We start from the raw sequence: 26,407 nt of genomic DNA, 5'->3' as shown, positions 1-26,407 counted from the left end.
GGGGCGCCTCGTGACAATGGGACTGGCAATGCTAGCGCATCCGGCAAAAAACTCCTGATTTGATAGCTTTCAGCGCTTTCTCATCAAGCGCTGGAGGCCGATCTGGCTTGAAACCTGCGCAGCGCTGCCAGCCCCAGCAGCGCCGCCAGCACGAGCAGGCCCCATTCGGACAGCGTAGGAATCGCCTGCGCGGCGGCGGCCAGCATCAGCATGGCGTGCGGGTCGGCGATGGCGCCGGGGGCGGGGTCGTTGTCGCCCGTGCCGTTGTCGGTGACGGCAAAGCTCACCGTGTCGCCGCTGACCGCGCCATGCGGGAACCAGAGCGCCGTGGCACCGGCCGTGGCGGGGCCGAACTTGCGCGGCACCAGCCCCGCCAGGCTGCCGCCGGGGTAGGTGATGGCCACCGCGAGCGTGGCGCCCGCGCAGCCCGTGGCCGTGAAGCGCAGCACGCCCAGCGGTGCGGTCGCGCCTGCGGGCAGGTTGTCGCCCGGGGCGGCGGCGGTCAGCGCCAGGCTGCCCACGGTGCAGCCCGCCGGGCCGCCGGAGATGCTGGCCTGCGCCATGCCGCCGCCGGGCACCGCCAGGCTGGCCTGGCCCACCGTCAGCGCCAGAGGCCCGCCCGTGGCGCTGGTGTTGTTGGCATCGCCCGCATAGCTGGCGGTGATGGCGTGCGCGCCCACCAGCAGGCCGCTGACGGTGCAGGCGGCCACGCTGCCCGTGATGGCGGGCGGGGCCGCGCAGGCCAGCGGCAGGCCGTCCGCGCTGAAGCTCACCGTGCCCGTGGGGTTGCTGGCGCTGCCGAACGTGGCGGTGAGGGTGACGCTGGCCCCCAGTGCGCTGGGGTTGGCGTTGGCCGCCAGCGCCAGCGTGGGCGCCGCCATCACGGCAAAGGTACGCGCTACGGGCGCCGCCGCCGCCCAGGCCCCGCCGCCCGGCTGGCTGGCCGTCAGCGTGCACGAGCCCGCGCCGCTGAAGCTGGCCACGCTGCCCGCCACGCTGCACGCGCCCGTGGCGCTGTAGGTGATGGGCAGGTTCGACGTCGCCGTGGCGCCCAGGGTCAGCGTGGTGCCCGCAGCCTGCGCGGGGATGGTGGCGGGGAGGAAGGTGATGCTCTGCGCGCCCAGGGGCGTGACCGCGTTGGTCACGGCGGCGTCCGAATCGGGTTGCGTGGGGGATCCGTTGTGCGCCACCACGCGGAACGTGTAGCTTGCTCCATTGGCCAGGTTCGCCACGGTGCAGCTGTGCCCGGAGCCGGTCACGGTGCAGGATCTGGCGGGGTCTTGCACGGCGGTGGCGGTGTAGCTGGTGATGGGGGCCCCATAGGCGTCCGCCCACCGTTCCGGGCTCCAGTCCACCGTCGCCTCGGCGTCGCCCGCGGTGGCGGTGGCGCTGGCCGGCGGGGGCGGCTTGCCTGCCTGCACCGTGATGGAAGTGGGCAGCGACGCCGAGCAGTGGCGGCTGTCCGTCACCGTGGCCGTGAAGCTGAACGTGCCCGTGGCCGTGGGGGTGCCGGAAATGGCGCCTGCAGCCGACAGCACCAGACCCGGCGGCAACGCCCCCGCCGCGACCGCGAAGGACGACCCGCCCACCGCCCCGGCCTGCGCCAGCGTGTAGGCATAAGCGGCCCCGGCCGTGCCGTTGGCGGGCGTGCCGGTGGCCGTCATGGCGGGGGCGGGGCAGAGCGTCACGTCGTCGATGCCGATGTAGTCGCCGTTCGCGCCGAAGGTGCCGGCGCCGGTCACGAAGTAGCGGAACGCGACGCGGCCCGAGGTGGGGGCGGCCAGCCCGGACACGGTGATGCGGTACTGCGTCCAGGCGGCGGGGTAGCCGCCCGCCGCCAGGCCAGGGTTGATGCTCGTCAGCAGCGTGGTGAAGTCTCCCACGTCGGTGGCGGTGGTGCCCACGTCCGTGCTGGCGCCCTGCGTGCTCATGCGCACTTCCAGGCGGTCGGGGTAGTCCGTTGGGTTGGGGACCGGCTTGCGCGTGTAGAAGGTCAGCACGTCGCCATTGCTCAGTGTGCGGTTCGGCATGACCAGCCAGTTGCTGATGGTGCCGCTGCTGCCCGTGTTCCTGAAGTTGGCCGCTATGTAGGCATTGGCTGCGCCGCTGTAGGCGTCGAACGGGCCGGGGTCCGGCAAGGCAGAGATGGGGGTGCCCTGGAACCAGCCCATGGCGCCCACCGGGGCGCTGTTGTTCTGCATGACCCAGCCATTGCCCGATAGCGTGAAGGTGTCGTCAAAGCCTTCGTACAGGACTTGCGCAGGGGCCGCGCCCGGCAGCGCAGCCGCGGCGGCCAGCAGCAGGCCCGCAAGGCGGGCGGTGGTGGAGGGGAATGGCATGGGTGGGCTGGTGGCGATGAAGATGCGCCATGTTGCCGTTGCCTGCCGCTTTTGTATGTCCTCAGAACTGAGGACAAGGCCCTGCCAGGGTTCTATGCAAAAAATTGCCTCCAGCGCCCACCCATCAAGCGCCAGCAGCTACAAAAAGAGAAGTGATTCACACCACCCGCCTTCCCACGCGGCCCGCTGACAGCGCCACCAGGGCCAGCAGGGCCGACAGCAGCAGCAAGCCCCCTTCGGACAGCGCCGGAATCGCCTGCGCGCCGGCGGGCGCGGCGGCCAGCAGCAGCATGGCGTGCGGGTCGGCGATGGCGCCGGGGGCGGGATCGTTGTCGCCCGTGCCGTTGTCGGTGACGGCAAAGCTCACCGTGTCGCCGCTGACCGCGCCATGCGGGAACCAGAGCGCCGTGGCACCGGCCGTGGCGGGGCCGAACTTGCGCGGCACCAGCCCCGCCAGGCTGCCGCCGGGGTAGGTGATGGCCACCGCGAGCGTGGCGCCCGCGCAGCCCGTGGCCGTGAAGCGCAGCACGCCCAGCGGTGCGGTGGCGCCTGCGGGCAGGTTGTCGGCGCCGGTGGCCGCGCTCAGGCCCAGGGTGTTCACGGTGCAGCCGGCCGGGCCGCCGGTGATGCCGACCTGCGCCGTGCTGCCGCCGCCGCCCGGCACGGGCACGGCGGCGGTGTTGACGGTGTGCGCCAGCGGGCTGGCGGTGGCGGGCGCGTTGTCGGCATCGCCCGTGTAGCTGGCGGTGATGCTGTGCAGGCCCATGGCCAGGCTGCTGGTGGCGCAGGTGGCCACGCCGCCGCTGAAGGTGGCCGTGGTGCAGGCCAGCGGCGCGCCATCCACGCTGAACGCCACCTGGCCCGTGGGGCTGGCGGATGCGCCGTTCAGCGCGGCGGTGAAGGTGACGCTGGCGCCCACGGCGCTGGCGGACAGGGCCAGCGTGGGCTGGGCCTGCGTGCCCAGCAGCAGCGCGTTGGACGCCATGCCGTTCACGAACGCCCGCAGCGCATACCGGCCGCTGGGCAGCGCGCCCGGCGCGGCCACGTCGATGCTGGCGGCGGTGGAGCCGGTGGGCGCGAGCCAGGTGTGCGCGCCGTTGTCCAGCCGCGTCAACTGCACCAGCGGCAAGGGGGTGGGCGATGCGCTGGTGCTGCCGCCGCTGGCCTCGCTGTCGCCGCGCAGCCGCAAACCGGTGAGGGTGAAGGCCGCGCCGCTCAACCGGACGGGGCCGCCGGTCAATGCGGGAATGCGGGCCGGGGGCACTGCGCCGCCGGCAGGGTCGTAGCGCTCGGCGGTGGCGATGCCGCTGGTGGCCGTGACGCCGTCGCGCCCCCCGGCGGCGAGCACCGTGCCATCGGGCAGCACGGTGGCGGTGTGGTAGGCGCGCACAGTGGCCAGCGCGCCGGTGGCGGCCCAGGCGCCCGTGGCGGGGTCGTACAGTTCGGCGCTGCCCAGGTAGCCGCCACCACCCCCCCCAGCGGCCAAAACCTTGCCGCCGGGCAGCAGGGTGGCGGTGTGGCCGGAGCGTCCGGTGTTGAGCGGGCCGGTGGGGCTCCATGCGTTCAGGGCGGGGTCGTAAAGCTCGGCGCCGCCGAGGTCGGTGCCGTCGTGCCCCCCCGCGACAAGCACCTTGCCCTGGGGCAGCAGGGTGGCGGTGTGGGTCCAGCGTGGGCTGGCCATCGTGCCGGCGCCGCTCCAGGTGCCCGAGGCGGGGTCGTACAGCTCGGCGCTGCCCAGGGTGCCGCCGCTGCCATTCCCCCCCGCGATGAGCACCCTGCCGGTGGGCAGCAGGGTGGCCGTGGGCCATTGGCGTGCGGCGCTCATCGCGCTCGTGGCGGACCAGAGGCCGGTGGCGGGGTCGTACAGCTCGGCGGTGGCGGTTTGGCTGTTGCTGATGTTGCTGCCCAAGCCCCCCACGACCAGCACCTGGCCGCTGGGCAGCAGGGCGGCGGCGTGCCGCAAGCGGGGGCTGGCCATCGCGCCGGTGCCGCTCCAGGTGCCCGTGGCGGGGTCGTAGAGTTCGGCGCTGGCGAGCGCTCCTGCGCTGCCGAGGCCGCCCACGACGAGCACCTTGCCGCCGGGCAGCAAGGTGGCGGTGTGGTAGGCGCGCGCGGCGGCCAGCGGGCCCGTGGCGGCCCAGGCGCCGGTGGCGGGGTTGTACAGCGCGGCAGCGCCGATGAGCTGCCCGGTGCCATAACCGGCGCCCCCGCCCGCGACGAGCACCTTGCCGTCCGGCAGCAGGGTGGCCGTGTGCTCCGTGCGCTGGCCTGGCAGCGCGCCGGTACCCTCCCAGGTGCCGATGGCGGGGTCGTAGAGCTCGGTGCTGGCGAGCGGCGCGCCAAGGTCGCTGGCGCCCCCGATGAAGAGCACCTTGCCCTGGGGCAGCAGGGTGGCGATGTGGCGCCAGCGCCCGTCGTTCAGGCCGCCGGCGGCGGTCCATTGGTTGGTGTCAGGGTCGTACCGTTCGGCGCTTTGGAGAGCGCTGCCGCTGCCGAAGCCTCCCGCCACGAGCACCTTGCCGCCGGGCAGCAGCGTGGCGGTGTGGAACAAGCGCTTGCTGTTCAGCGAGGCGGCAGGCGCCCAGGTATCGCCCTGGGGGTCGTACAGCTCGGCGCTGGCAAGCTGCTCGCTGCCGCTGTTTCCGCCCACGGCAAGCACCCTGCCGTCGGGCAGCAAGGTGGCGGTGAAATCGCTGCGCGGCCCTTGCGGCAGCGGGGCGGCGGAGCCCCAGGTGTTGTCGCTCGGGCGGTACACCTCGGCGGTGGCGAGGTATCCGGTGCCGTTGCCGCCGCCGACGACGAGCACCCTGCCGTCGGCCAGCAAGGTGGCGGTATGGCCCTGGCGCGCTTCGGCCAACTGCCCGGCGGGGGACCAGGCGCCGGTGGCGGGGTCGTACAGTTCGGCCTGGGCCACCTGCCCCCCGCTGGCGTGGCCGCCCGCGACGAGCACCCGGCCATCGGCCAGCAGGGTGGCGGTGTGTTCCGTGCGCGGCTGGGCCAGCGCGCTGGCACCGCTCCACAAGCCGGTGGCGGGGTCGTACAGCTCGACGCTGGCGATGAATGCGCTGCCGTCGTAGCCACCCGCCACGAGCACCTTGCCATGGGGCAGCAAGGTGGCGGTGTGGCCGCGGCGCGCGTGGGCGAGCGGGCCGGTGGCGGCCCACTGGCCGGCGGCGGGGTCGTACAGCTCGGCGCTGGCAAGGTGGCTGAGGCTGCCGCCGCCATAGCCGCCCGCGACGAGCACCTTGCCGCTGGGCAGCTGGGTGCTGGTGTGCCATTGGCGCCCATCGCCAAGGCTGCCGCTGACCGCCCAGGTGCCCGCCTGGGCGTGCGCGGCGGGCCAGGCGGCCAGGCAGGCGATGGCGATGAACACGAGCTGGAGCAGCAGGGCGCGCAGGGCGCAGGGGCGGCGGGGCATGGCGGGGCCTTGGTGTGTGACGAACCGCCGGAATGTTAAGAAATTGCAACACGCCTGTATGTCCTCAGAACTGAGGACAAGGCCTTGCCGGGGTTTGATGCCTAACAGGCCTCCAGCGCTTAGCAGGCAGGCGCCGGCAGCTATCAAAAGAGTAGTTATTCAATCACCGCGCGCCAGCGGCAGCCACAGGGTGAATTCGCCCCCGCCCTCCCATGCCGCCCACTGGCAGCGCCCGCCCAGGGCCTGGGCGCGGTGGCGCACGTTGAGCAGGCCCTGCCCGGCCAGGGCGGCGGGCGGGCCTTCGGACAGCACGAAGGCGCCTGCGTTGTCGCGGATGCGCACCACCACGCCCGCGCCGCCCTGCCCGGCTTGCGCCTGCGGCGCGGTGGCCACGTCGATCAGGGTGGCCTGGGTGTGCTTGAGGATGTTGGCCAGCACTTCTTGCAGGATGCGCAGCACGTGCAGCGCGGACTGCGGGTCGAGCCAGGGCAGCGGGGGCAGGTCCTGCACGTTCCAGGCAAGGGTGATGCCCGCGGCCTTGAGCCGGGGCGCCAGGCGAAAGCGCACGGCCGCCAGCAGCGCCAGCAGGTCGGCATCGGCGGGGTCCAGCGAGTCGATGGCGAGCTTGAGGTCGTCGATGCAGTCCTTGAGCACCTGGGCCGTGTCGGCCGTGCTGGCCTGGCCGCGCTCGACCATGCGCAGCGCGCTCATCAGCGACGAGCCGATGCCGTCGTGCATGTCCTGCATCATGCGCTGGCGCTCGGTGGCCAGGGTCTGCTGGCGCTCCAGCGCGCGCAGTTGCTCGTGGCTGGCGGTCAGTTCGCGCTCGCGGGCGGCGAGCTGGCTCTCCAGCCCGGCGTTGGCCACCTCGACCGCGTGGATGGCGCCCACGTAGCGCCGCCAGACGATGGCCAGGAAGATGGCGAACAGGCCGATGGCGTTGTAGGGCGCCAGATAGACATGCTCCATGTCGATGCGGTAGTTGACCATCAGCAGGTCGTGCGCGCCCGCGGGCACGTTCAGCGAGAACCAGGCGAACAGCACCAGCCCCTCGCGCGACCGCGCGCGCCACGAGGCCCACAGGCCCGACGCGGCCACCACCGCCGTCAGCAAGGTGATGACGAGATAGACCAGCGGCAGCATGGCATCGAGGTACGGCAGCAGCGGCGGCAGCGGCAGGGTGAGCACGGTGCCCAGCGACACCAGCCCCGCGATGCCCAGCGCCAGCGCGGGCATGCGCCGCCCGTGCACGCGGAAGGCGAAGGCGAAGGTGCACACCATGGCCCAGCCCAGCGAATTGACGGTCATCCAGCCGAACCAGTCGTCGGGCACGGGCAGGGGCCGGTCGTCCACCACGTAGTGCAGGCTGCGCAGCAAGGTGGTGACGGAGATGGCGAAGAACAGCAGGTAGATGGGCTCGCGGCGGCGCACGCAGCCCACGGCCAGCGCGAACAGGCCAATGGCCAGAAAGGCGGCGCCGGTCAGGCTGATGAAGTCGTTCTGCACGAAGCGGCGCACGCTGTAGCGCCACAGCAGGTTCTGCTCGGTGCCCACCCAGGCGCTGGAGACGGCCCCGCCCACGCCGCGCTGGCTGGCCATGCGCAGCCACACGGTGCGGGGCGGCTCGCCACCGGCGGCGTGGTTGCCCAGCGCCACCCACAGGGGCCGGTTGAAGCTGTTCCACACGCGGCTGCCGCGCGTGCGGTAGGCCATGCGGCCATCGACATAGATGGCGACGATGCCGATGGTCTGCCAGCGCGGCAGGTACAGAAACAAGTCCTGGCCCGGCGCGCCCGATGCGCTGGGGGCACCGGGTGTACCGGGCGGGGGCAGGTCGAGCCGGTACCAGGCCACGTCGGGCGGGGCCCGCAGCGAGGCACCGCCCTCGGCCAGGCTGCGCTCCCGCGCGTGGGGCAGCGGCACGCTGGCCCACGCGCCTTTCTCCTCCTCCCCTGCGAAGGGCGGCGCGGGCGGAGGTTCCCAGCCCGCGCCGGGCTCCATGCGGAAGGCGGCCTGCCGCAGGTGCGTGGGGTTATCGGTAGCGCTGCCGCCGCCGCAGGCCGCGAGCCAGGCGGCCAACAGCAGCGCGGCGCACCACCTACCCGTTCGCCAGAAGGCCTTGCCTGTGGGCGGCATGGATGGCCTCGGCGCGCGTGTTGACCTGCAGCTTGGCGTAGATGCGCCGCACGAAGGTGAGCACCGTGGTGCGGGAGACGCCCATGGTGCGGGCCGTCTCCTCGGTGGTGAAGCCCTTGCTCACGCAGCGCAGCACCTCCTGCTCGCGCGCGGACAGCAGCGCGGCGGGCGGCTCGGTGGCGGGCGGCAGGCTGGCGGCGGCGCGCGCCAGGATCTTGCGCGCCACCATGGGGCTGATGGGGCTGCCGCCCGCGTGGATGCTGCGGATTTCCTCGGCCAGCTCGGCGGCGCTCACGTCCTTGAGCAGGTAGCCCATGGCCCCGGCCTCGATGGAGCGCAGCACGTGCGTTTCATCGCCAAAGATGGTGCTCACCAGCACGCTGCAGCCGGGCCACTGCGCGCGCGCGGCGCGGATCACGTCCAGGCCCGAGCCGTCGGGCAGGCCCAGGTCCACCAGCAGCACATCCATGGGCGACTGGGGCAGCAGCGCCAGCGCCTCGGCCCGGCTGGCCGCCGCCATGGCCAGCGCCAGGTCGGGCTGCGCGCCGATCATGGCGATGAAGGTGTCGCGGCAGGCCGGGTCGTCCTCGACCACGCCCACCCGCAAAGGAGCCGGCAGGCGCGCGGGCCAGGGGGCGGGCAGGGGCGGGGCGGTGTCGGGGGCCATGGGCTGGATTATGGGCAAGCGCCGGGCAGCAGCGCCATGTCATCAGTTCTGAGGACAGACAGGCGCATGGCCAATCCCTACCATCTGTGACTTCACGCCAATGCTTTCAATTTCATAGCTGCCTGCGCTTTCTGTGTGGGCGCTGGAAGCCTTTTTTATGCCCAAACGAATCGCCCTCGCCGCCGCCTGCCTGCTGGCCGCCAGCCTGGCCCCCGCGGCCACCATCACCGTCAACACCACGACCGTCATGGGGGGCGACGGCCTGTGCAGCCTGACCGAGGCCCTCGGCAGCGCGGTGACGGATACCGTCTGGGACGCCGACTGCGCGCTGGGCAGCGGCGCCGACACCATCGCGTTCGACCCCGCCGCCTTTCCCGCAGGCAGCACCATCACGCTGGGCAGCGCGCTGGACATCTACCAGGCCTCGAACACCACCATCGACGGCGGCGGGCGCGTGACCCTGGACGGCGGCGGCGCCACACCCCTGGTCACCGCCACGCTGGCGGGCACCACGCTCACGCTGCGCGGGCTGACGCTGGCCGGCGGCAATACCGCCGGCGGCGGCCCGACGGATGGCGGCGGCATCTACGCGGACGGCGTCACCCTGAACATCGACCACAGCGTCATCACCGGCAACACGGCCCTGGCCAACGGCGGCGGCCTCTTCAGCCGCGACAGCACGGTGACCATCACGGACAGCCAGTTCACCGCCAACACCGCCAGCCTGGGCGGCGCCGTCTACAGCACGGGCAGCGGCTCGCTGACGGTGGCGAACAGCCGCTTCACGGGCAACGTCGCCGGCCAGCAGGGCGGCGCCCTCTACAGCGGCGTGAACACGCTGGTCACCGGCAGCATCATTGCCAACAACGCCAGCCCCGCCGCAGGCGGCGCGAACAGGGGCGCGGGCGTCCGGTTCAGTGCTCCGGCCGGGCACACGTTCACGCTGAACCACAACCAGATCACCGACAACACGCCCGGCGACAACTGCTATAGCGCCATCCCCTTCACCGGCACGGGCAACCAGTACTGGCCGGAGAGCGACACGAGCTGCCCCGCAGCCGCGGGCCGCTTCGTCAACCCCCTTGCGCCGCCCGCGGCCATCCCCGTGGATGCGCCCTGGGCGCTGGCGCTGCTGTCTGCGCTGGTGGCCGCGCTGGGCTTGCACCGGCGGCGAGGCGGCGTTTAAGGCCAAAACACCCTTCAACGCCCGCTCAGCAAGCGCAAACAGCTATCAAAACAAAAGCAAACAAGCCATGTTCCACACCCCGTGCCCCCATCCCCTGCGCGGGCTGGCCTGCGCCGCCGCGCTGGTGGCCGCTGGCGCCGCCCAGGCGGCCAGCCTCACCGTGACCAACGGCAACGACAGCGGCCCGGGCAGCCTGCGCCAGGCGCTCGCCGATGCCAACGCCAGCGGCGACACCATCGCCTTCGCGGGCGGCGTGTCCCGCGTGGCGCTGCAGGGCCAGCTCGTCATCGGCAAGAGCGTCACCATCGACGGCCCCGGCGTCACGCTGGACGGGCAGCTTCGGGGCCGCGTGCTGTGGGTCAACGCGGGCGCCACCGCCACCCTGCGCGGGCTGGTCATCACGCGCGGGCTGCTGGCAGGCAAGGGGATCGACGTGGGCGGCACGGCGCAGTCGGGCTCGTCCTGGGGCGCGGGCATCCGCAACGATGGCACGCTCACGCTCGACGGCGTGCAGGTGCAGGGCAACTACGCCACGGGCGGCGGGCAGAGCGGCATGGGCGGCGGCGGCGGGGGCAGCGGCGTGGGGCTGAACATCGGCCAGCCGGGCGAGATCAAGGGCGCGGGCGGCAGCGGAGGCAATGGCAGCAGCCTCAATGGAGGCGGTAGCGGCGCCATCGATGCGCCAACGGGTGGGGAGGGTTTCAGCAATGGCGGCAGCGGCAGCCATGGCGGGGGCGCGGGGGGCGGTGGCGCCGGTGGTGGCGGTGCCGGCGGCGGTGGCTGGGCGGGCGGCGGTGGCGGTGGCGGATGGTACGGCGCGGGAGGTGGCGGCTATGGCGGCGGCGGTGGAAACACCGACGCCGGGAACGGCAGCAACGGCAGCAGCGGCGGCGCAGGCGCAACCCTTGCAGGAAACGGCGGCACCGGCAGCACGGGCTTTCCAGGAAATGCTGGTGACACGGGCGGCGGCGGGGGGTATGCCGCGCTCGGCGGCGTCTGGGTGGGCGGCGGCGGGGGCGGGGGATGGATTAGCGGCGGCGGAAATAGCGCCGGCGGCGCGGCGGCCGGCGGCATCTACAACGCGCCGGGCGCGCAACTCACGGTGCAGGGCGCGGGCTGCGCCATCAGCGCCAACCTGGCCGCGGGCGGTGGCGGTAGTGGTCACCCTGCCAGCTTCGCTGGCGGCCAGGCCGTGGGCGGGCTGTGGAACGATGGCCAGCTGACCCTGGCGCCCGGCTGCGAACACAGCGTCAGCGGCAACGCGGCCGGCGCCGGGATGCGGGGCCGGAACGCAGGCCCTGACCGCGCCGACGCCGACCTGCGCGACGACAAGCTGCTGCAACTGGCCGTGCTGTCCACGGGCGGCAGCGTGGGCGCCACGGCCCCGCCCGCCCCCACGGCAGGCCAGATCACCAACTGCATTGCGAGCAGCGGCACCTGCGAGGCCAGCTACCTCGCGGGCGGCGTGGTGACCCTCACGGCCACGCCCGCCACCGACTGGCACGTGGTGTGGGGCGGCGACTGCGCCGGCAGCGCCACCACCTGCACCGTCACCCTGGACCAGGCGCGCAGCGTGACGGCGAGCTTCGCCATCAACACCCATGCCCTCAGCGCCAGCGCATCGCCCGCCGGCGGCGGCATCGTCACCTGCCCGGCGAGCGTGAACCACGGCGGCGGCGCCACCTGCACCGCCAGCGCGCCCCACGCGGGCTTCACCTTCACCGGCTTTACCGGCTGCGACGGCGTGGACCTGCCCAGCCGCACCTGCACCCTCGCCAACGTGCAGGCCCCGCGCAGCGTGCAGGCGCAGTACGCGGCCATCACCACCGCCACCGGCACCACCGTGCCGGCCGGCGGCGCGGGGGGCGCGGCCAGCGCCAGCTTCACCGGCGGGGGGGCGGGCTGCCGCTTCGACCCGGCGGCCACCGGGTTCATCGCGGCGGCCGCAACGCCGCCAGGCCGCACCGCGCCGCAAGGCGCATTCCGCTTCAAGCTGGTGGGCTGCACCCCGGGCGCGACGGTGCGCGTCACCACCATCTGGCCGCAGGCGGTGGACGACTTCATCAAGCACAGCCATGGCAACTTCATCACGCCCGGCAACCTGCTCATCAACGGCAACACCGTGGGCTTTGACGTGACCGACGGCGGCGTGGGCGATGACGATGGCCTGCAGAACGGCGAGATCCTGGACCCGGCGATGCCCCTGGCCGCCGCCCCCCCCAGCGCCCATGGCATCCCGGCACTGGGCGGATGGGGCTTGCTGCTGCTCACGCTGCTGGCGGGCTCGGCAGGCATGGTGGCGCAGCGGCGCAAGGCATTCGCCTGAACACAGACGGGGGCCAGCGCTTGTCCAGCAAGCGCAAGTAGCTATTACATCAATAGCAAAAAAAAGCGGCACAAGCCCCGGGGCCTGCGCCGCTGCGGCGGCGAGTGGCGACGTATCAGGCCGCGGAGCGGGCCACCGCGCCCAGGGGCACCTCGGCGGCGGGCACCACCCCGGGGGCGGGCAGCGGATGGCCGTTCAGCGCGGCGTCCAGGCGTTCGTGGTCCAGCGCGTTTTCCCAGCGCGAGACGACCACGGTGGCGACCGCGTTGCCGATGAAGTTGGTCAGCGAGCGGCACTCGCTCATGAAGCGGTCCACGCCCAGGATCAGCGCCATGCCGGCCACCGGCACCTCGGGCACCACGGCCAGGGTGGCGGCCAGGGTGATGAAGCCCGCGCCGGTCACGCCCGCCGCGCCCTTGGACGACAGCATGGCCACCAGCAGCAGCGCCACCTGGTGGCCCAGCGAGAGTTCGGTGTTGGTGGCCTGGGCGATGAACAGCGCGGCCAGCGTCATGTAGATGTTGGTGCCGTCCAGGTTGAACGAGTAGCCCGTGGGCACCACGAGGCCCACCACCGACTTGCTGCAGCCGGCCTTTTCCATCTTCTCCATCAGCGACGGCAGGGCCGATTCGGACGACGAGGTGCCCAGCACCAGCATCAGCTCGGCCTTCAGGTAGCGGCACAGCTTGAGCACCGAGAAGCCGCACAGCCGGGCCACGAAGCCCAGGATGACCACCACGAACAGCAGCGAGGTGATGTAGAACGAGCCCACCAGCCAGGCCAGGTTGACGAGCGAACCCAGGCCGAACTTGCCGATGGTGAAGGCCATGGCGCCGAACGCGCCGATGGGCGCGGCCTTCATCACGATGCCCACCACCTTGAACACGGGCGTGGTCAGCGCTTCCAGAAAATTCTGCACCGGGCGGCCGGCCTCGCCCACCATGGCCAGCGCGATGCCGAACAGCACGGCCACCAGCAGCACCTGCAGGATGTTGTCGCCCACGAAGGGGCTGACCAGCGTCTTGGGGATGATGTCCATCGCGAAGCCGGTGAGCGACATCTCGTGCGACTTGGCCACGTAGGTCTTCACGGCCGTCTGGTCCAGGTCGGCGGGGTTGATGTTCATGCCCGCGCCGGGCTGCACCACGTTGGCCACCACCAGGCCGACGACCAGCGCCAGCGTGGAGAAGAACAGGAAGTACGCCATGGCCTTGCCGAACACCCGGCCCACGGTGGAGAGCTGCGACATGCCCGCGATGCCGGTCACGATGGTCAGGAAGATCACCGGGGCGATGATCATCTTCACCAGCTTGATGAACGCGTCGCCCAGCGGCTTGAGCGCCTCGCCGTAGGCCGGCTCGAAGTGGCCCAGCAGCACCCCGAGGACGATGGCGACCACCACCTGGAAGTACAGTTGCCGGTAAAAGGGAAGCCGCACGGGATGGGCGGTGGGGGCGGTAATGGCGTGCATGGGGATGTCTCCTGAAATCACGGTGACTGCACCAGCGGGGTGCGTCGAGGGTGCCGTTTGTACAGCCGCCCCCGGATTCAGCCGATAACCTATTGGTATTAGTCGGTGGCACCGCCAGAGGGCGCCCCGTGCCCCAATATAGGGAAAACCCCTAGGCGCCAGCGAGGTGAGGCACACTCGCTGCCCTCACCATCACAGCCCGGGGCACGCTCCCGGCCCCCTGATTTCTGCCCCATGACGACGCCGCGCCTTCGCAAATTCTGGACCCTGCTGATCCTCCTCACCGGCATGGCGGGCAGCATGTTCGTGGCCGGGCAGTGGGCGTGGCAGCGTTCGCTGCACGAGGAGAGCGACAGCGTGCAGCAGCAGCTGACCCTGTACGGCCAGACGCTGGCCCAGCGCATCGACCGCTACCGCACCCTGCCCGAGGTGCTGGCGCTGGACGCGCAGCTGCAGGATGCGCTGACCCGCGCCCTGAGCCCGGCGGAGGTGGAGCAGCTCAACCTCAAGCTGGAGCAGGCCAACGGCGCGAGCCAGTCGTCCACGCTCACCCTGCTCAACCGCGAAGGGCTGGCCGTGGCGGCCAGCAACTGGCGCACCACCACCAGCAACGTGGGGGTGGACTACAGCTTTCGCCCGTATGTGCAGGAGGCGCTGGCGCAGGGGCGCGGCAGCTTCTACGGCATCGGCGTGACCACGGGCGAGCCGGGCTACTTCCTGTCGCAGGCCATCCGCGACGCCAGCGGCCACACGCTGGGTCTGGTGGCGATCAAGATCGCGCTGCAGGAGCTCGAGCGCGAGTGGCTGCAGACGCCGGACATCGTGCTGGCCTCCGACGCGCACGGCGTGGTGTTCCTGGCCAGCCAGGACGCGTGGCGCTACCGCCTGCTGGAGCCCCTGGGCGACGAGGAGCGCCGCGAGCTCAACGCCACGCGCCAGTATTCGAACCAGCCGCTGCGCCCGCTGGCCTGGCGCGTGGACGACCACATGGACAACGGCGGCCGCCTGGTGCGCCTGTTGTCGCCCGACCTGCCGCCCCTGCCCGGCCGCGTGCTGTGGCAGACCCAGCCGCTGCCCGGCACGCCCTGGCAGCTGCACCTGGTGCACGACACGCACAGCAGCATCGCCGACAGCCGCTGGGCCGCGGCGGCCGGCGGCGGCGGGTGGCTGGCACTGGCCCTGCTGGTGCTGTTCGTGCGCCAGCGGCAGCGCCTGGCGAACCTGCGCCAGCGCAGCCGCCAGGAGCTGGAGACCGTGCTGCAGCAGCACGCGCAGGAGCTGCGCACCGCCCAGGACGGGATCGTGCAGGCGGCGCAGCAGGCCGCCCAGCAGACCGACACGGGCCTGTCGCGCAGCCTGGAGCACCTGCCCCAGGGCGTGGTCATCATCGATGCCGACCTGAACCTCGTGGCCTGGAACTCGCGCTACGTGCAGCTGTTTCGCTACCCCGCCGACCTGATGCGCGTGGGCCAGCCCATCGCGGACCTGCTGCGCCACAACGCGCGCCGCGGCCTGCTGGGCCCCGGCCCGGCCGACGAGGCGATCGAGCGGCGCCTGTCGCACCTGCGCAGCGGCCTGCCCCATCTGCACGAGAGCGCCAAGGGCGATGGCACGGTGCTCGAGATCCGCGGCAACCCGCTGCCCGAGGGCGGCTTCGTGACCAGCTATGCCGACATCACCAGCTACAAGAACGCCGCACGCGAACTGCGCAGCCTCGCCGATGCGCTGGAGCAGCGCGTGGCCGACCGCACGCGCGACCTGGACGCCGCGCGGCGCGAGGCCGAGCGCGCCAACCGCTACAAGACCCGCTTCGTCGCGGCCGCCGTGCACGACCTGCTGCAGCCGCTGAACGCCGCGCGCATGTTCACCTCGCTGCTGCGCAGCCACCTGCAGGACGACGCCGAGCGGCGCACGGTGGACAGCATCGACGGCGCGCTCGCTTCGCAGGACGCGATCCTGAGCAGCCTGCTCGATATCTCGCGCATGGAGTCGGGGCAACTGGACGTGCACATCCACGACGTGGCCCTGGGCCCGCTGCTGCAGGTGCTGGCCCACAACTTCGGCGTGCTGGCCGAGGGCCAGGGCCTGCAGCTCCGCTGCGTGCCCACGCGCGCCGTGGTGCGCACCGACGAGAACCTGCTGCGCCGCATCCTGCAGAACTTCGTCTCCAACGCCATCCGCTACAGCCGGCAGGGGCGCATCGTGGTGGGCTGCCGCAGGGCCGGCGACCACCTGCGCATCGAGGTGCACGACCAGGGCCCGGGCATCCCCGAGGCGCTGCAGCGCGAGATCTTCGAGGAGTTCCGCCGCCTGGACGAAGGCCGCGCCGACGACCGGGGCGCGGGCCTGGGCCTGGCCATCGTCGAGCGCCTGGGCCGCCTGCTGGGGCACGAGATCGGGCTGCGCTCGCAGCTGGGGCGCGGCAGCGTGTTCTGGGTGCGCGTGCCGCTGGGCGACCCCGCCGCCGCGCGGCAACAGCCAGCCGCCGCCGCCACGGCCGCTCCACGGCAGCCGCAGGAAGACGCCCCGCTGCAGGGCAGCAGCGCCTGGGTGATCGAGGACGACGGGCCCACCTGCGCCGCGACACGCGCCCTGCTGGAGCGCTGGGGCTGCCAGGTGCCGCTGGCCGGCGGCGCGCCCGAGGCGCTGGCCCAGGCCGAACGCGGCCAGGCGCCGCAGCTGGTGCTGCTGGACGTGCACCTGGGCGCCCGCCACCATGGCCCCGATGTCTACGCCCAGCTGTGCGAACGCTGGGGCCAGGCCCCAGCGGTGATCCTGGTCACCGCCGAGCACGACGCCACGCTGCGCCGGCAGGCGGCCGAACGCGGCTGGGGCTTTCTGGCCAAGCCGGTGCGGGCGCCGGCGCTGCGGGCGCTGGTGAGCCAGACGCTGCTGAGACAGGGAGCATCCCCCTGAGCCGCTGCGCGGCTTCCCCCTTCTTTCTCTCTGCGCGCTGCGCGCTACGGGAAGGGGGACGACGCCAGTGCAGGCACCGTGTGCTGGCGGCCCTCGCACGGCGTCTCGCACATGGTGCTGCGCCCGGTTGGGGAGGCTGCGCTCATTGCTACGCTTTTAGTAGCTGCCAGCGCTTGATGAATAGGCGACAGCGGCCGTTTTGATTCAGATCCCGACCTCAGGAAGACACGCCGTCTTCCGTCTCCAGGCTTTTCACCAGCACCGCCGCCTGCGTGCGGCTGTAGCACGCGAGCTTTTTCAGGATGGCCGTGACATGCACCTTCACGGTGTTCTCCGCCAGGCCCAGCGCGGCGGCGATCTGCTTGTTGAGCAGGCCGTCGGCCAGGCACAGCAGCACGCGGAACTGCTGGGGCGTGAGCTGCGCGAGCCGCGCGGCCAGTTCGGCGTCGGCCTCGGAGCGCTCGGCCGCCATGGGCGGGAACCAGCTGCCGCCGTCGAGCACGGCCTCGATGGCCTCGCCCATGGCCTCGGCCGGCGCGGACTTGGGGATGAAACCGGCCGCGCCGAACTGCTGCGCGCGGCGGATCACGCGCGGGTGGTCGTTGGACGAGATGATGACCACCGGCAGCTCGGGGTACTCGCCGCGCACGTGCAGCAGCGAGGAGAAGCCGCGCGCGCCGGGCATGCTCAGGTCCAGCAGCACCAGCTCCACCTCGGGGTGCTCCTGCAGCGCCGTGCCCAGCGTGGCGGCGCTGGCCGCCTCCAGCGTGCGGAACTGCGGCAGACGCTCATGCAGCACGTGCAGCACGGCGGCGCGGAACAGCGGGTGGTCGTCAGCGACGAGAAGCGTGGGCTCGGCCATGGAGTGCGCAGTCTGCCACGGGGCGGTCCATCAGCACCACACGTCGCACGGAGCGGGCCAACGCATGGGGCGCGCCAAGGCCAGCGCTACCGTGGAACCGGCTTGGCCCCCGAAGGCATCCCGCTTCGCGTCGGAGGAAGGCGCGCAGCGGCCCAGGGAAGTCATTCGCCTTTCCAGAACGCGGGCTGCGCGTACTGGTGTTTCAGGAAGTCGATCCACAGCCGCACGCGCAGCGGCAGGTGCTTGCGCTGGGGGAACACCACGTAGATGCCGTTGGGCGGCGCGGCGAAGTCCTCCAGCACCGCGACCAGGCGACCAGCGGCGATCTCGGCCTCGACCTCCCAGGTGCTGCGCCAGGCGATGCCCCAGCCGCCCAGGCACCAGTCGTGCAGCACCTGGCCGTCGGAGCAGTCGAGCGGCCCGCCGGGCTTCAGATGCATGACCTCCGTGGCGCCATCCGCAAGGGGCACCCGGAACGCCCAGCCGCGCGTCTGCGATGCGTCGCTGGACAGCGTGAGGCAGTCGTGCTGCACGAGTTCGGCCGGCGCGCGCGGCGTGCCGCGCCGGGCCAGGTATTCGGGCGTGGCCACGCACAGGCGGCGGTTGTCGGCGATGCGAACGCTCACCAGCGACGAGTCGGGCAGGTCGCCCACGCGCACGGCGCAGTCGAAGCCTTCCCCCGCGAGGTCCACCACGCGGTCGCTGAGGTTCAGCGAGATGGTCACGTCCGGGTGCGCCGAGCGAAAACGCGGCACCAGCGGCGCCACATGGCGGCGGCCAAAACCCGCGGGCGCGGTGATGCGCAAATGGCCCGTGGCCTTGACCCCGCCTTCCGACACGCTGGCCTCGGCATTGGCCACGTCGGACAGCAGGCGCTGGCAGTCTTCCAGGAACGCGCTGCCCTCGTGCGTGAGGCTGATGCGCCGCGTGGTGCGCACCAGCAGCTTCACGCCCAGGTGCTCTTCCAGCGCGTCGAGCCGCCGCCCCATGATGGCGGGCGCCACGCCCTCGGCCTTGGCGGCGGCCGTGAGGCTGCCGCGCGTGGCCACCGACACAAAGGATTCGAAGGCCTTGAGTTTGTCCATGGGCAGTGATTATGGAGACATCCGAGGGCGTGCAAGCCCGGCGCCGCACGGGCCTTACGCCCCCGGCCTTGAAGCAAAAACAGCGTCCAGCGCCCGGGGGCATTGCGCCAATAGCTATTGTTTTTATAGCATTCAGAACAGGCGCGACTTGAGGAAACCCACCGTGCCATACCGCTTGACGTCCGCGTAGTGGTCGCGCGTGAGCCCCTGCACCATGGCCGTGTAGGCATCCGCCAGGTCGGGCGCGATGGTGAAGTGGTCGTAGTTCACGATGGCCTCCACGCGCTCGCCCTGGGCGGCAAGCGGTGCCAGCAGGCGGCGCACCTCGTGCTCGATGGCGTCGATGGTGGTGGCCGTGTTGATCTGCAGGCCCGAGAAGTCGATGTGCAGCAGCCTGCGCGCGGCGTCGAGCTCGAAGCGCTGCACCAGCGGGCGGTTGAGCAGCTGCTCGCGCAGGCCCAGCGGGCCGGGCTCGAACAGGCGCATGTCCATGGCCTGCAGGCCCGGGCTGATGCGCGGCGTGAAGGCCATGTGGGCGAGCACGTCGCGGTGCAGGTCGATGCCGGGCGCCAGCTCGATCAGCTCCAGCGCGCCGCTGCCGCCCTCCTCGCCCGAGGGCACCAGGCGGAACACGCAGCGCTCGGTGACGTACAGCACGCGCTGGCCGCGCCGCAGCGCCTCGGCGCCGCTGAAGGTGCGGTGCTCGACCTCGCGCACCAGCTTGCGCGCGCCGCCTTCGTGCAGGATGTGCAGGTGGCCGTCGACCGCCTCCACCTGCAGCGCCCCCGCCGTGAACGTGCCGACGAACACCACGGTCTTGGCGTTCTGGCTGATGTTGATGAAGCCGCCCGCACCCGCCAGGCGCGGCCCGAACTTGCTCACGTTGAGGTTGCCGTGCTGGTCGGCCTGCGCCAGGCCCAGGATGGCGATGTCCAGGCCGCCGCCGTCGTAGAAGTCGAACTGGTTGGGCTGGTCGATGATGGCCTGCGGGTTCACGGCCGCGCCGAAGTTCAGGCCCCCGGCGGGGATGCCGCCGATCACGCCGGGCTCGGCCGTGAGCGTGACCAGGTCGATGATGCGCTCCTCGGCCGCCACGTTGGCCACGCCCTCGGGCATGCCGATCCCCAGGTTCACCACCTGGTGCGGGCGCAGCTCCAGCGCCGCGCGGCGGGCGATGATCTTGCGCTCGGTCAGGGGCATGGCCTCCAGCGTGTCCACGGGCACGCGCAATTCGCCCGCGAACGCGGCGCTGTAGGGCTCGGCAAAGGTCTGGTGGTGGTGCGCGGGCTCGGTGGCCAGCACCACGGCGTCCACCAGCACGCCGGGCACCTTCACCTGCCGGGGGTTGAGCGTGCCGCGTTCGGCGATGCGCTCGACCTGCGCGATGACCACGCCGCCCGAGTTGCGCGCGGCCATGGCGATGGCCAGCGCTTCGAGCGTGAGCGCCTCGCGCTCCATGGTGAGGTTGCCGTCCGCGTCGGCCGTCGTCGCGCGGATGATGCCGACGTGGATCGGGAAGGCCTTGTAGAACAGGTAGTCCTGCCCGTCGATGGGCAGGACGCGCACCAGATCCTCGGTGGTGCGCGCGTTGAGCTTGCCACCGCCGTGGCGCGGGTCCACGAAGGTGTCGAGACCCACGCGCGTGAGCGTGCCGGGCTTGCCCGCGGCGATGTCGCGAAACAGGTGCGTGATCACGCCCTGCGGCAGGTTCCAGGCCTCGATCTGGTTGTCCACCGCGAGCTTCTGGATGCGCGGCACCAGGCTCCAGTGCCCGCCGATCACGCGCCTGAGCAGGCCCGCGTGGCCCAGGTGGTTGAGGCCGCGCTGCTTGCCGTCGCCCTGGCCTGCGGCGTAGACCAGGGTGAGGTCGCGCGGGGTCTGTGTGGCCTCCCAGCGCTGGGCGAGCGCCACGGCGATGCTCTCGGCAAAGCCGATGCCGACGAAGCCGCCCGTGGCCACGGTGTCGCCATCGTGGATGAGCAACACCGCGTCGGCGGCGCTGACGATCTTGTTCTTGTAGGCTGCGTTCAGCGCGCCAGCGGCCAGGGGTGCCTGCATGGGTTTGTCTCCCGGTGGGTTTGTTGTGTGCGCAGCGTAGTGGGTAACCGGCCAAAGCACCATTCCGGGCGACTACGGACGGCCACCAGCTGTGCGTAAAAGTCACTGGTTTAGAGATTTTCAGCGTATTTATGTGGGCAAATATTTGCAATACAGTCTGTCCATGGCCTGCTCATGCAGGTCCCGTTTTCTTTTTCATTGATTCACGTTTGCACAACTTTCTAGGCACCCCATGACCGATCGCACCAAAGTCCACGGCCTGCAAGTGGCCACCTCCCTGTACCGCTTTGTCGAAGACAAGGTGCTGCCCGGCACGGGTGTCGATGCCGCCGCCTTCTGGAAGGGCTTTGACGCCATCGTGGCCGACCTGGCCCCGCGCAACATCGCCCTGCTGGCCGAGCGCGACCGCCTGCAGACCGAGCTCGATACCTGGCACAAGGCCAATCCCGGCCCCATCAAGGACATGGTGGCCTACCGTGGTTTCCTGGAAAAGATCGGCTACCTGGTGCCCCAGCCCGCCGATGTGAAGGCCACCACCGCCAATGTGGACGACGAGCTGGCCACGCAGGCCGGCCCGCAGCTGGTGGTGCCCATCCTGAACGCCCGCTATGCGCTGAACGCCGCCAACGCGCGCTGGGGCAGCCTGTATGACGCGCTGTACGGCACGGATGCCATCAGCGAAGAAGGCGGCGCCGAAAAGGGCAAGGGCTACAACCCCGTGCGCGGCGCCAAGGTGATCGCGTTCGCGCGCCAGGTGCTGGACGACACCGCGCCGCTGGCTGCGGGTTCGCACAAGGATTCGACGGGCTACAAGGTGGAAGGCGGCCAGCTGGTCGTCTCGTTCGCCAACGGGAGCACCACGGGCCTGAAGGATCCCTCGCAGTTCAAGGGCTACCAGGGCAACGCCGCGGCGCCTTCGTCGGTGCTGCTGCAGCACAACGGCCTGCACCTGGACATCCAGATCGACCGTTCCACGCCCATCGGCCAGTCCGATGCGGCGGGCGTGAGCGACCTGGTGCTGGAAGCCGCGCTCTCCACCATCCTGGACCTGGAAGACTCCGTGGCCGCTGTGGACGCTGAGGACAAGGTGCTGGGCTACAGCAACTGGCTGGGCATCATCCAGGCCACGCTGACCGAGCAGGTCGCCAAGGGCGGCAAGACCATCACGCGCGGGCTGAACCCTGACCGCATCTATACGGGCCCGCAAGGTGGCGAGGTGCGCCTGCACGGCCGCTCGCTCATGTTCCTGCGCAACGTGGGCCACCTGATGACCAACCCGGCCATTCTCTGGACCGACGCGCAGGGCGCGCAGCGCGAGATCCCAGAAGGCATCATGGATGCAGTGGTCACAACGGCCATCGCATTGCACGACCTGCAAGGCCACGGCGCGAACGGTATCCGCAACTCCCGCAAGGGCAGCGTCTACATCGTCAAGCCCAAGATGCACGGCCCGGCCGAGGTGGGCTTTGCCAGCGACCTGTTCGGCCGCGTGGAGCAACTGCTGGGCCTGCCCGCCAACACCGTGAAGCTGGGCATCATGGACGAAGAGCGCCGCACCTCCGTCAACCTCAAGGCCTGCATTGCCGCTGCATCGAGCCGCGTGGCGTTCATCAACACCGGCTTCCTGGACCGCACCGGCGACGAGATGCACACCGCCATGCACGCCGGCCCCATGGTGCGCAAGGGCGACATGAAGACCAGCGCCTGGATCCAGTCGTACGAGAAGAACAACGTGCTGGTGGGCCTCTCCTGCGGCCTGCGCGGCAAGGCACAGATCGGCAAGGGCATGTGGGCCATGCCCGACCTGATGGCCGAGATGCTCAAGCAAAAGATCGCCCACCCCAAGGCCGGCGCCAACACCGCCTGGGTGCCCAGCCCTACCGGCGCGACGCTGCACGCGCTGCACTACCACCAGGTCAACGTGGCCGAGATCCAGATCGGCCTGGAGAAGACCGACGTGAACGCCGAGCGCGACAACCTGCTGACCGGCCTGCTCACCGTGCCCGTGGCAGCCGCCCCCAACTGGAGCGACGCCGAGAAGCAGCAGGAGCTGGACAACAACGCCCAGGGCATCCTGGGCTATGTGGTGCGCTGGGTGGACCAGGGCGTGGGCTGCTCCAAGGTGCCCGACATCCACAACGTGGGCCTGATGGAAGACCGTGCCACGCTGCGCATCAGCAGCCAGCACATGGCCAACTGGCTGCTGCACGGCGTGGTGACCGAAGCGCAGGTGCGCGAGACCTTCGAGCGCATGGCCGCGGTGGTGGACGGCCAGAACGCGGGCGACCCGCTGTACCAGCCGATGGCGGGCCACTTCGCCACCAGCATGGCCTACCAGGCCGCCTGCGACCTGGTCTTCAAGGGCCAGGAGCAGCCCAGCGGCTACACCGAACCCCTGCTGCATGCCTGGCGCCTGAAGCTCAAGGCCGCACAGGCCACCTGATTCCGGGAGCGCCGCGCGCAAAGCGCGCCACGCTCACCTATTGATAGCTGCCAGCGCCTGCCCATCAAGCGCTGGCAGCTGTTTTTTTATGGATTGCCCTGGCTGCGGCGGGCCACGTGCCAGTGGTGCGCGGCACGGACCGCCCGCCGCGCATGGCACCGGCGCCCAGGCTTTCCCGCTGCGCGGAAGACGGGACGCCGCAGGCGCCTTACACTGGGCCCGCAGCCGCCTCCCATCCACAGCGGGCGCGTGCCGCCCGCCATCATGCCGCCCTCCAGTGCCCCGCCATCCGCTGCGCCGTCTTCCTCCCCCTCCTCCAGCTGCCCCCTGTGCGGCCAGCCGAACCAGTGCGCCATCGCGGCGGGCCAGCCCGCCGAGAGCTGCTGGTGCATGGCGCGGGTGATCAACCCGGAAGCGCTGGCGGCGCTGCCGGCCCCAGCACGGGGCCAGGTGTGTATCTGTCCTGCGTGCGGCGCGCGGGGCGCTCCAGCGGCGCCCCGGCCCGGCGCCTCTGAAGACGCGCCGGCGCCGATATGATTTCCGCTTTTGTTTTCTGCAACTATCTCCAAGGAGGCTGATATGCCCACGTACCACGTCGAAATGATGGAAGGCCGCACGGTCGAGCAAAAGCGCAAGCTGGTGGAAGAGATCACCCGCGTCTCCGTCGAGGTGCTCGGCGGTTCGCCCGAGTCGGTGGACATCCTGATCACCGACGTCAAGCGGGAGAACTGGGCCACGGGCGGCAAGCTCTGGTCGGAGAGGAGCTGACATCCCCCTGAGGCACTGGGCGCCTTCCCCCTGCTCTCGAATTGCTTTGCAACAATCCGAGAAAGGGAGGGCCCGGTCCTCGGTGCGGGGCGGCCCGTCCCTGGCTGCGCTGACCTGGGGCTGCGCCAGCCCATTGAAGAATCCGTGCTTCTTCGCAACTGATCGCCAGCCCACCGATCCATGAAAACACAGCCTTCTTCTAGTTCCCTCGCCGCCCTGCGCGAACGCCATGGCGAGCGCTACCGCTGGCTGCTGCTGCTGTCCGTCATGGTCGGCACGATGGCGTCGATCATGTCGTCGACCATCGTGAACGTGGCCATCCCCGACATGAGCCACTACTTCACCCTGGGCCAGGAGCGCGCCCAATGGGTCACCTCGGGCTTCATGGTGGCCACCACGGTCTCGATGCTGACCACGCCGTGGCTCCTGTCCCGCTATGGCTACCGCGCCACCTATGTGGGCGCCATGCTCCTGCTGCTGGCCGGCGGCATCGGCGGCGGGCTGGCCCGTGATTTCGGCCTGGTGCTGGCCGCCCGGGTGGCCGAGGGGCTGGCGGCCGGCATCGTGCAGCCCATTCCCGCCGTCATCATCCTCTACGCCTTCCAGCCCCACGAGCAAGGCCGCGCCAGCGGCATCTTCGGCATGGGCGTGGTGCTGGCGCCCGCCATCGGACCGAGCATCGGCGGCCTGCTGGTCGACTGGTTCGGCTGGCGCTCCATTTTCTTCATGGTCGTGCCGCTGTGCCTGGCCTCCCTCTGGCTCGCCTACAAATTCGTGCCCGTCACCGCGCCGGGCGGCGTGGCCGCCAACCGCCAGGGCGAGGCGCTCGACTGGCGCGGCCTGGCGCTGGGCACGGCCGGGACGCTGTGCCTGCTCAATGGGCTGGTGGCACTGCATGGGGGCACCGCATCGGAGGCCATCCTGTTGCTGGCCGGTGCCGTGGTCGCCACGGGCCTCTTCATCGGCTGGCAACGCCGGCAGCTGCGGCAGGGGCGCAAGCCGCTGATGGATTTGCGGTTGTTCCAGTACCGGCAGTTCGCCATGGGCAGCATCGTGGCGTTCATCTATGGCACGGCGCTGTTCGGCTCCACCTACCTGTTGCCGGTGTTCATGCAACTGGGGTTGTCGCTCTCGGCCTCGCACGTGGGCACCATCATGCTGCCCGCGGGCTTCGTGCTGGCCATCACCATCGCCCTGGTGGGACGGCTGGCCGACAGGCAGCCCACGCACCTGCTGGTGAGCATCGGCCTGGCCCTGCTGGCCCTGTCGTTCGGGCTCATGGTGCTGGTGGGCCTGGGCTCCGCACTGTGGATGCTGGTGGCTTTTGCGATCCTGGGCCGCATCGGACTCGGCTTCATCCTGCCGTCGCTCAACCTGGGGGCCATGCGGCCGCTGGACAAGTCGCTGATCTCGCAGGGATCGAGCGCCATCGGCTTCCTGCGCATGCTCGGCGGGGCCGCCGGCGTGAGCCTGTGCGGTATCGTGCTGGAGTGGCGCCTGGGGGCGCATGGTGCATCGCTGACCTCGGGCGCGAGCAACACGGCCCGCATCGACGCCTTTGGCGAGACCTTTCTGATGCTGACCGCGCTGTGCCTGCTGGCCCTGGTGGCCGCGTGGCAGCTGCGCGAAGCGCCTGCGGCGCCGGCCGATACCTCCCCCCCTTCACCCCCGGCCTGATGGCCGATTGATCCGGACTTTGCTCGACCATGTGCCAACTGCTCGGTATGAACTGCAACACGCCGACCGACGTGACCTTCAGCTTCACCGGTTTCGCGCAGCGCGGCGGCAATACGGCCGACCATGCCGACGGCTGGGGCATCGCCTTTTTCGAAGACCGGGGACTGCGGCACTTCGTGGACCATCTGCCCGCCGTGAATTCGCCCGTGGCGGAGTTGATCCGCCGCTACCCCATCCAGAGCCGCAACGTGATCGCGCACATCCGCAAGGCCACCCAGGGTGTGGTGAGCCTGCAGAACTGCCACCCCTTCGTGCGCGAGCTGTGGGGCCGGTACTGGGTGTTCGCCCACAACGGTGACTTGAAGGACTTCCGCCCCCGCCTGCATGCGCATTTCCATCCGGTGGGGGATACCGACAGCGAGCACGCCTTCTGCTGGATCATGCAGGAGCTGGCCAAGTCCCATGCCAGCGTGCCCAGCATTGCCGAACTGACCATCACCTTGAAAGAGCTGGCCGCGCGCATCGCGCCGCATGGCACCTTCAATTTCCTGCTCTCCAACGGCCAGGCGCTGTGGGCCCATGCATCCACAGGGCTGTACTACATCGAGCGCAAACACCCGTTCAGCGAGGCACAGTTGTCGGACGAGGACGTGCGCATCGACTTCGCCACCCGGACCACGGCCACGGACCGCGTGGCCGTGATCGTGACGGCCCCCCTCACCACCAATGAGGAGTGGACGGCCTTCGGCAAGGAAGAACTGCTGGTGTTCGTGGACGGACAGCGGCAAGGCGGTTGAGCCACCGGGCTTTCGCGCAGGCCCTTCCCTCGATCCCTCGGGGTGTACCGCCCGCGCCTGCCGGGCTTAGCGTCCCTAAACGCCAGTGGTGTCACGGAAGACGCACTGCCCACAACGTGCTTTTCGCCGTTCCCCAAAGCAAAAAACCCCAGTCATTGCTGACTGGGGTTTTCTGGGCTGTAAGAGCCTGACGATGACCTACTTTCACACGGGAACCCGCACTATCATCGGCGCAAAGTCGTTTCACTGTCCTGTTCG

16 protein-coding genes are annotated in these 26,407 nt (G+C 70.9%); 8 read left to right on the top strand and 8 right to left on the bottom strand.

Annotated elements, in window-relative coordinates:
• Positions 1 to 83: 83 nt before the first annotated feature.
• The 4 genes from KW843_RS19085 to KW843_RS19070 all read right to left on the bottom strand — a co-directional run bounded on the left by KW843_RS19085 (position 84) and on the right by KW843_RS19070 (position 8,560).
• Positions 84 to 2,339: an IPTL-CTERM sorting domain-containing protein gene (locus KW843_RS19085; protein ID WP_218296749.1), complete on the bottom strand. Its 2,256-nt coding sequence runs from the start codon at positions 2,337 to 2,339 to the stop codon at positions 84 to 86.
• Positions 2,340 to 2,496: 157 nt separating this feature from the next.
• A complete protein-coding gene (locus KW843_RS19080) occupies positions 2,497 to 5,757 on the bottom strand; it encodes an IPTL-CTERM sorting domain-containing protein (protein ID WP_218296748.1) in 3,261 nt (1,086 codons plus the stop codon).
• A 159-nt stretch (positions 5,758 to 5,916) separates the two neighbouring features.
• A complete protein-coding gene (locus KW843_RS19075; RefSeq protein ID WP_218296747.1) occupies positions 5,917 to 7,893 on the bottom strand; it encodes a 7TM diverse intracellular signaling domain-containing protein in 1,977 nt (658 codons plus the stop codon).
• Positions 7,856 to 8,560 (bottom strand): response regulator transcription factor, encoded by a 705-nt coding sequence (locus tag KW843_RS19070; RefSeq protein WP_218296746.1) that lies wholly within the window; start codon positions 8,558 to 8,560, stop codon positions 7,856 to 7,858. The genes KW843_RS19075 and KW843_RS19070 overlap by 38 nt, the downstream gene beginning before the upstream one ends.
• A gap of 157 nt (positions 8,561 to 8,717) precedes the next feature.
• Here KW843_RS19070 and KW843_RS19065 point away from each other — a divergent pair, with 157 nt between their 5' ends.
• On the top strand, positions 8,718 to 9,746 hold the full coding sequence (locus KW843_RS19065) for a right-handed parallel beta-helix repeat-containing protein (protein WP_218296745.1): 1,029 nt from the start codon (positions 8,718 to 8,720) through the stop codon (positions 9,744 to 9,746).
• Between the two features lie 67 nt (positions 9,747 to 9,813).
• Positions 9,814 to 12,072, top strand: coding sequence for an IPTL-CTERM sorting domain-containing protein (locus KW843_RS26940; RefSeq protein ID WP_304505118.1), 2,259 nt, complete (start codon positions 9,814 to 9,816; stop codon positions 12,070 to 12,072).
• Between the two features lie 115 nt (positions 12,073 to 12,187).
• On the opposite strand, the gene KW843_RS19055 is transcribed toward KW843_RS26940, so the two are convergent.
• On the bottom strand, positions 12,188 to 13,543 hold the full coding sequence (locus tag KW843_RS19055) for a dicarboxylate/amino acid:cation symporter (RefSeq protein WP_218296744.1): 1,356 nt from the start codon (positions 13,541 to 13,543) through the stop codon (positions 12,188 to 12,190).
• Between the two features lie 234 nt (positions 13,544 to 13,777).
• Here KW843_RS19055 and KW843_RS19050 point away from each other — a divergent pair, with 234 nt between their 5' ends.
• Positions 13,778 to 16,459 (top strand): PAS-domain containing protein, encoded by a 2,682-nt coding sequence (locus tag KW843_RS19050; RefSeq protein WP_218296743.1) that lies wholly within the window; start codon positions 13,778 to 13,780, stop codon positions 16,457 to 16,459.
• A gap of 217 nt (positions 16,460 to 16,676) precedes the next feature.
• On the opposite strand, the gene KW843_RS19045 is transcribed toward KW843_RS19050, so the two are convergent.
• The 3 genes from KW843_RS19045 to KW843_RS19035 all read right to left on the bottom strand — a co-directional run bounded on the left by KW843_RS19045 (position 16,677) and on the right by KW843_RS19035 (position 20,464).
• A complete protein-coding gene (locus KW843_RS19045; RefSeq protein ID WP_218296742.1) occupies positions 16,677 to 17,321 on the bottom strand; it encodes a response regulator transcription factor in 645 nt (214 codons plus the stop codon).
• Between the two features lie 161 nt (positions 17,322 to 17,482).
• Complete coding sequence (locus tag KW843_RS19040; protein ID WP_218296741.1) at positions 17,483 to 18,406, bottom strand: LysR family transcriptional regulator; 924 nt, start codon at positions 18,404 to 18,406, stop codon at positions 17,483 to 17,485.
• Between the two features lie 132 nt (positions 18,407 to 18,538).
• Entirely contained in the window at positions 18,539 to 20,464 is a 1,926-nt protein-coding gene (locus tag KW843_RS19035) for an acyl CoA:acetate/3-ketoacid CoA transferase (protein WP_218296740.1), read from the bottom strand.
• A 232-nt stretch (positions 20,465 to 20,696) separates the two neighbouring features.
• Here KW843_RS19035 and KW843_RS19030 point away from each other — a divergent pair, with 232 nt between their 5' ends.
• The 5 genes from KW843_RS19030 (at position 20,697) to KW843_RS19010 (ending at position 26,149) form a co-directional block, all read left to right on the top strand.
• Complete coding sequence (locus KW843_RS19030; protein WP_218296739.1) at positions 20,697 to 22,907, top strand: malate synthase G; 2,211 nt, start codon at positions 20,697 to 20,699, stop codon at positions 22,905 to 22,907.
• A gap of 264 nt (positions 22,908 to 23,171) precedes the next feature.
• On the top strand, positions 23,172 to 23,444 hold the full coding sequence (locus KW843_RS19025; RefSeq protein WP_218296738.1) for a cysteine-rich CWC family protein: 273 nt from the start codon (positions 23,172 to 23,174) through the stop codon (positions 23,442 to 23,444).
• Between the two features lie 24 nt (positions 23,445 to 23,468).
• Complete coding sequence (locus KW843_RS19020) at positions 23,469 to 23,675, top strand: 4-oxalocrotonate tautomerase (protein WP_370627859.1); 207 nt, start codon at positions 23,469 to 23,471, stop codon at positions 23,673 to 23,675.
• 180 nt (positions 23,676 to 23,855) lie between these two features.
• Positions 23,856 to 25,352, top strand: a complete 1,497-nt coding sequence (locus tag KW843_RS19015; protein WP_218296736.1) for an MFS transporter — start codon at positions 23,856 to 23,858, stop codon at positions 25,350 to 25,352.
• Between the two features lie 29 nt (positions 25,353 to 25,381).
• Positions 25,382 to 26,149, top strand: a complete 768-nt coding sequence (locus KW843_RS19010; RefSeq protein ID WP_218296735.1) for a class II glutamine amidotransferase — start codon at positions 25,382 to 25,384, stop codon at positions 26,147 to 26,149.
• The last annotated feature ends 258 nt before the right edge of the window (positions 26,150 to 26,407 follow it).

Origin of the sequence: Acidovorax sp. sif1233 (genome assembly GCF_019218755.1) — a bacterium.
Classification (GTDB): Bacteria; Pseudomonadota; Gammaproteobacteria; order Burkholderiales; family Burkholderiaceae_C; genus Acidovorax.
This window is presented reverse-complemented; position numbering and strand designations above follow the sequence as displayed.

Coding starts and splice junctions, on each gene's coding strand:
- KW843_RS19075 (WP_218296747.1), bottom strand. CDS start 7,893: ATGCCGCCCACAGGCAAGGCCTTCTGGCGAACGGGTAGGTGGTGCGCC.
- KW843_RS19065 (WP_218296745.1), top strand. CDS start 8,718: ATGCCCAAACGAATCGCCCTCGCCGCCGCCTGCCTGCTGGCCGCCAGC.
- KW843_RS19055 (WP_218296744.1), bottom strand. CDS start 13,543: ATGCACGCCATTACCGCCCCCACCGCCCATCCCGTGCGGCTTCCCTTT.
- KW843_RS19010 (WP_218296735.1), top strand. CDS start 25,382: ATGTGCCAACTGCTCGGTATGAACTGCAACACGCCGACCGACGTGACC.
- KW843_RS19025 (WP_218296738.1), top strand. CDS start 23,172: ATGCCGCCCTCCAGTGCCCCGCCATCCGCTGCGCCGTCTTCCTCCCCC.
- KW843_RS19045 (WP_218296742.1), bottom strand. CDS start 17,321: ATGGCCGAGCCCACGCTTCTCGTCGCTGACGACCACCCGCTGTTCCGC.
- KW843_RS19050 (WP_218296743.1), top strand. CDS start 13,778: ATGACGACGCCGCGCCTTCGCAAATTCTGGACCCTGCTGATCCTCCTC.
- KW843_RS19085 (WP_218296749.1), bottom strand. CDS start 2,339: ATGCCATTCCCCTCCACCACCGCCCGCCTTGCGGGCCTGCTGCTGGCC.
- KW843_RS19070 (WP_218296746.1), bottom strand. CDS start 8,560: ATGGCCCCCGACACCGCCCCGCCCCTGCCCGCCCCCTGGCCCGCGCGC.
- KW843_RS19035 (WP_218296740.1), bottom strand. CDS start 20,464: ATGCAGGCACCCCTGGCCGCTGGCGCGCTGAACGCAGCCTACAAGAAC.
- KW843_RS19040 (WP_218296741.1), bottom strand. CDS start 18,406: ATGGACAAACTCAAGGCCTTCGAATCCTTTGTGTCGGTGGCCACGCGC.
- KW843_RS26940 (WP_304505118.1), top strand. CDS start 9,814: ATGTTCCACACCCCGTGCCCCCATCCCCTGCGCGGGCTGGCCTGCGCC.
- KW843_RS19080 (WP_218296748.1), bottom strand. CDS start 5,757: ATGCCCCGCCGCCCCTGCGCCCTGCGCGCCCTGCTGCTCCAGCTCGTG.
- KW843_RS19015 (WP_218296736.1), top strand. CDS start 23,856: ATGAAAACACAGCCTTCTTCTAGTTCCCTCGCCGCCCTGCGCGAACGC.
- KW843_RS19030 (WP_218296739.1), top strand. CDS start 20,697: ATGACCGATCGCACCAAAGTCCACGGCCTGCAAGTGGCCACCTCCCTG.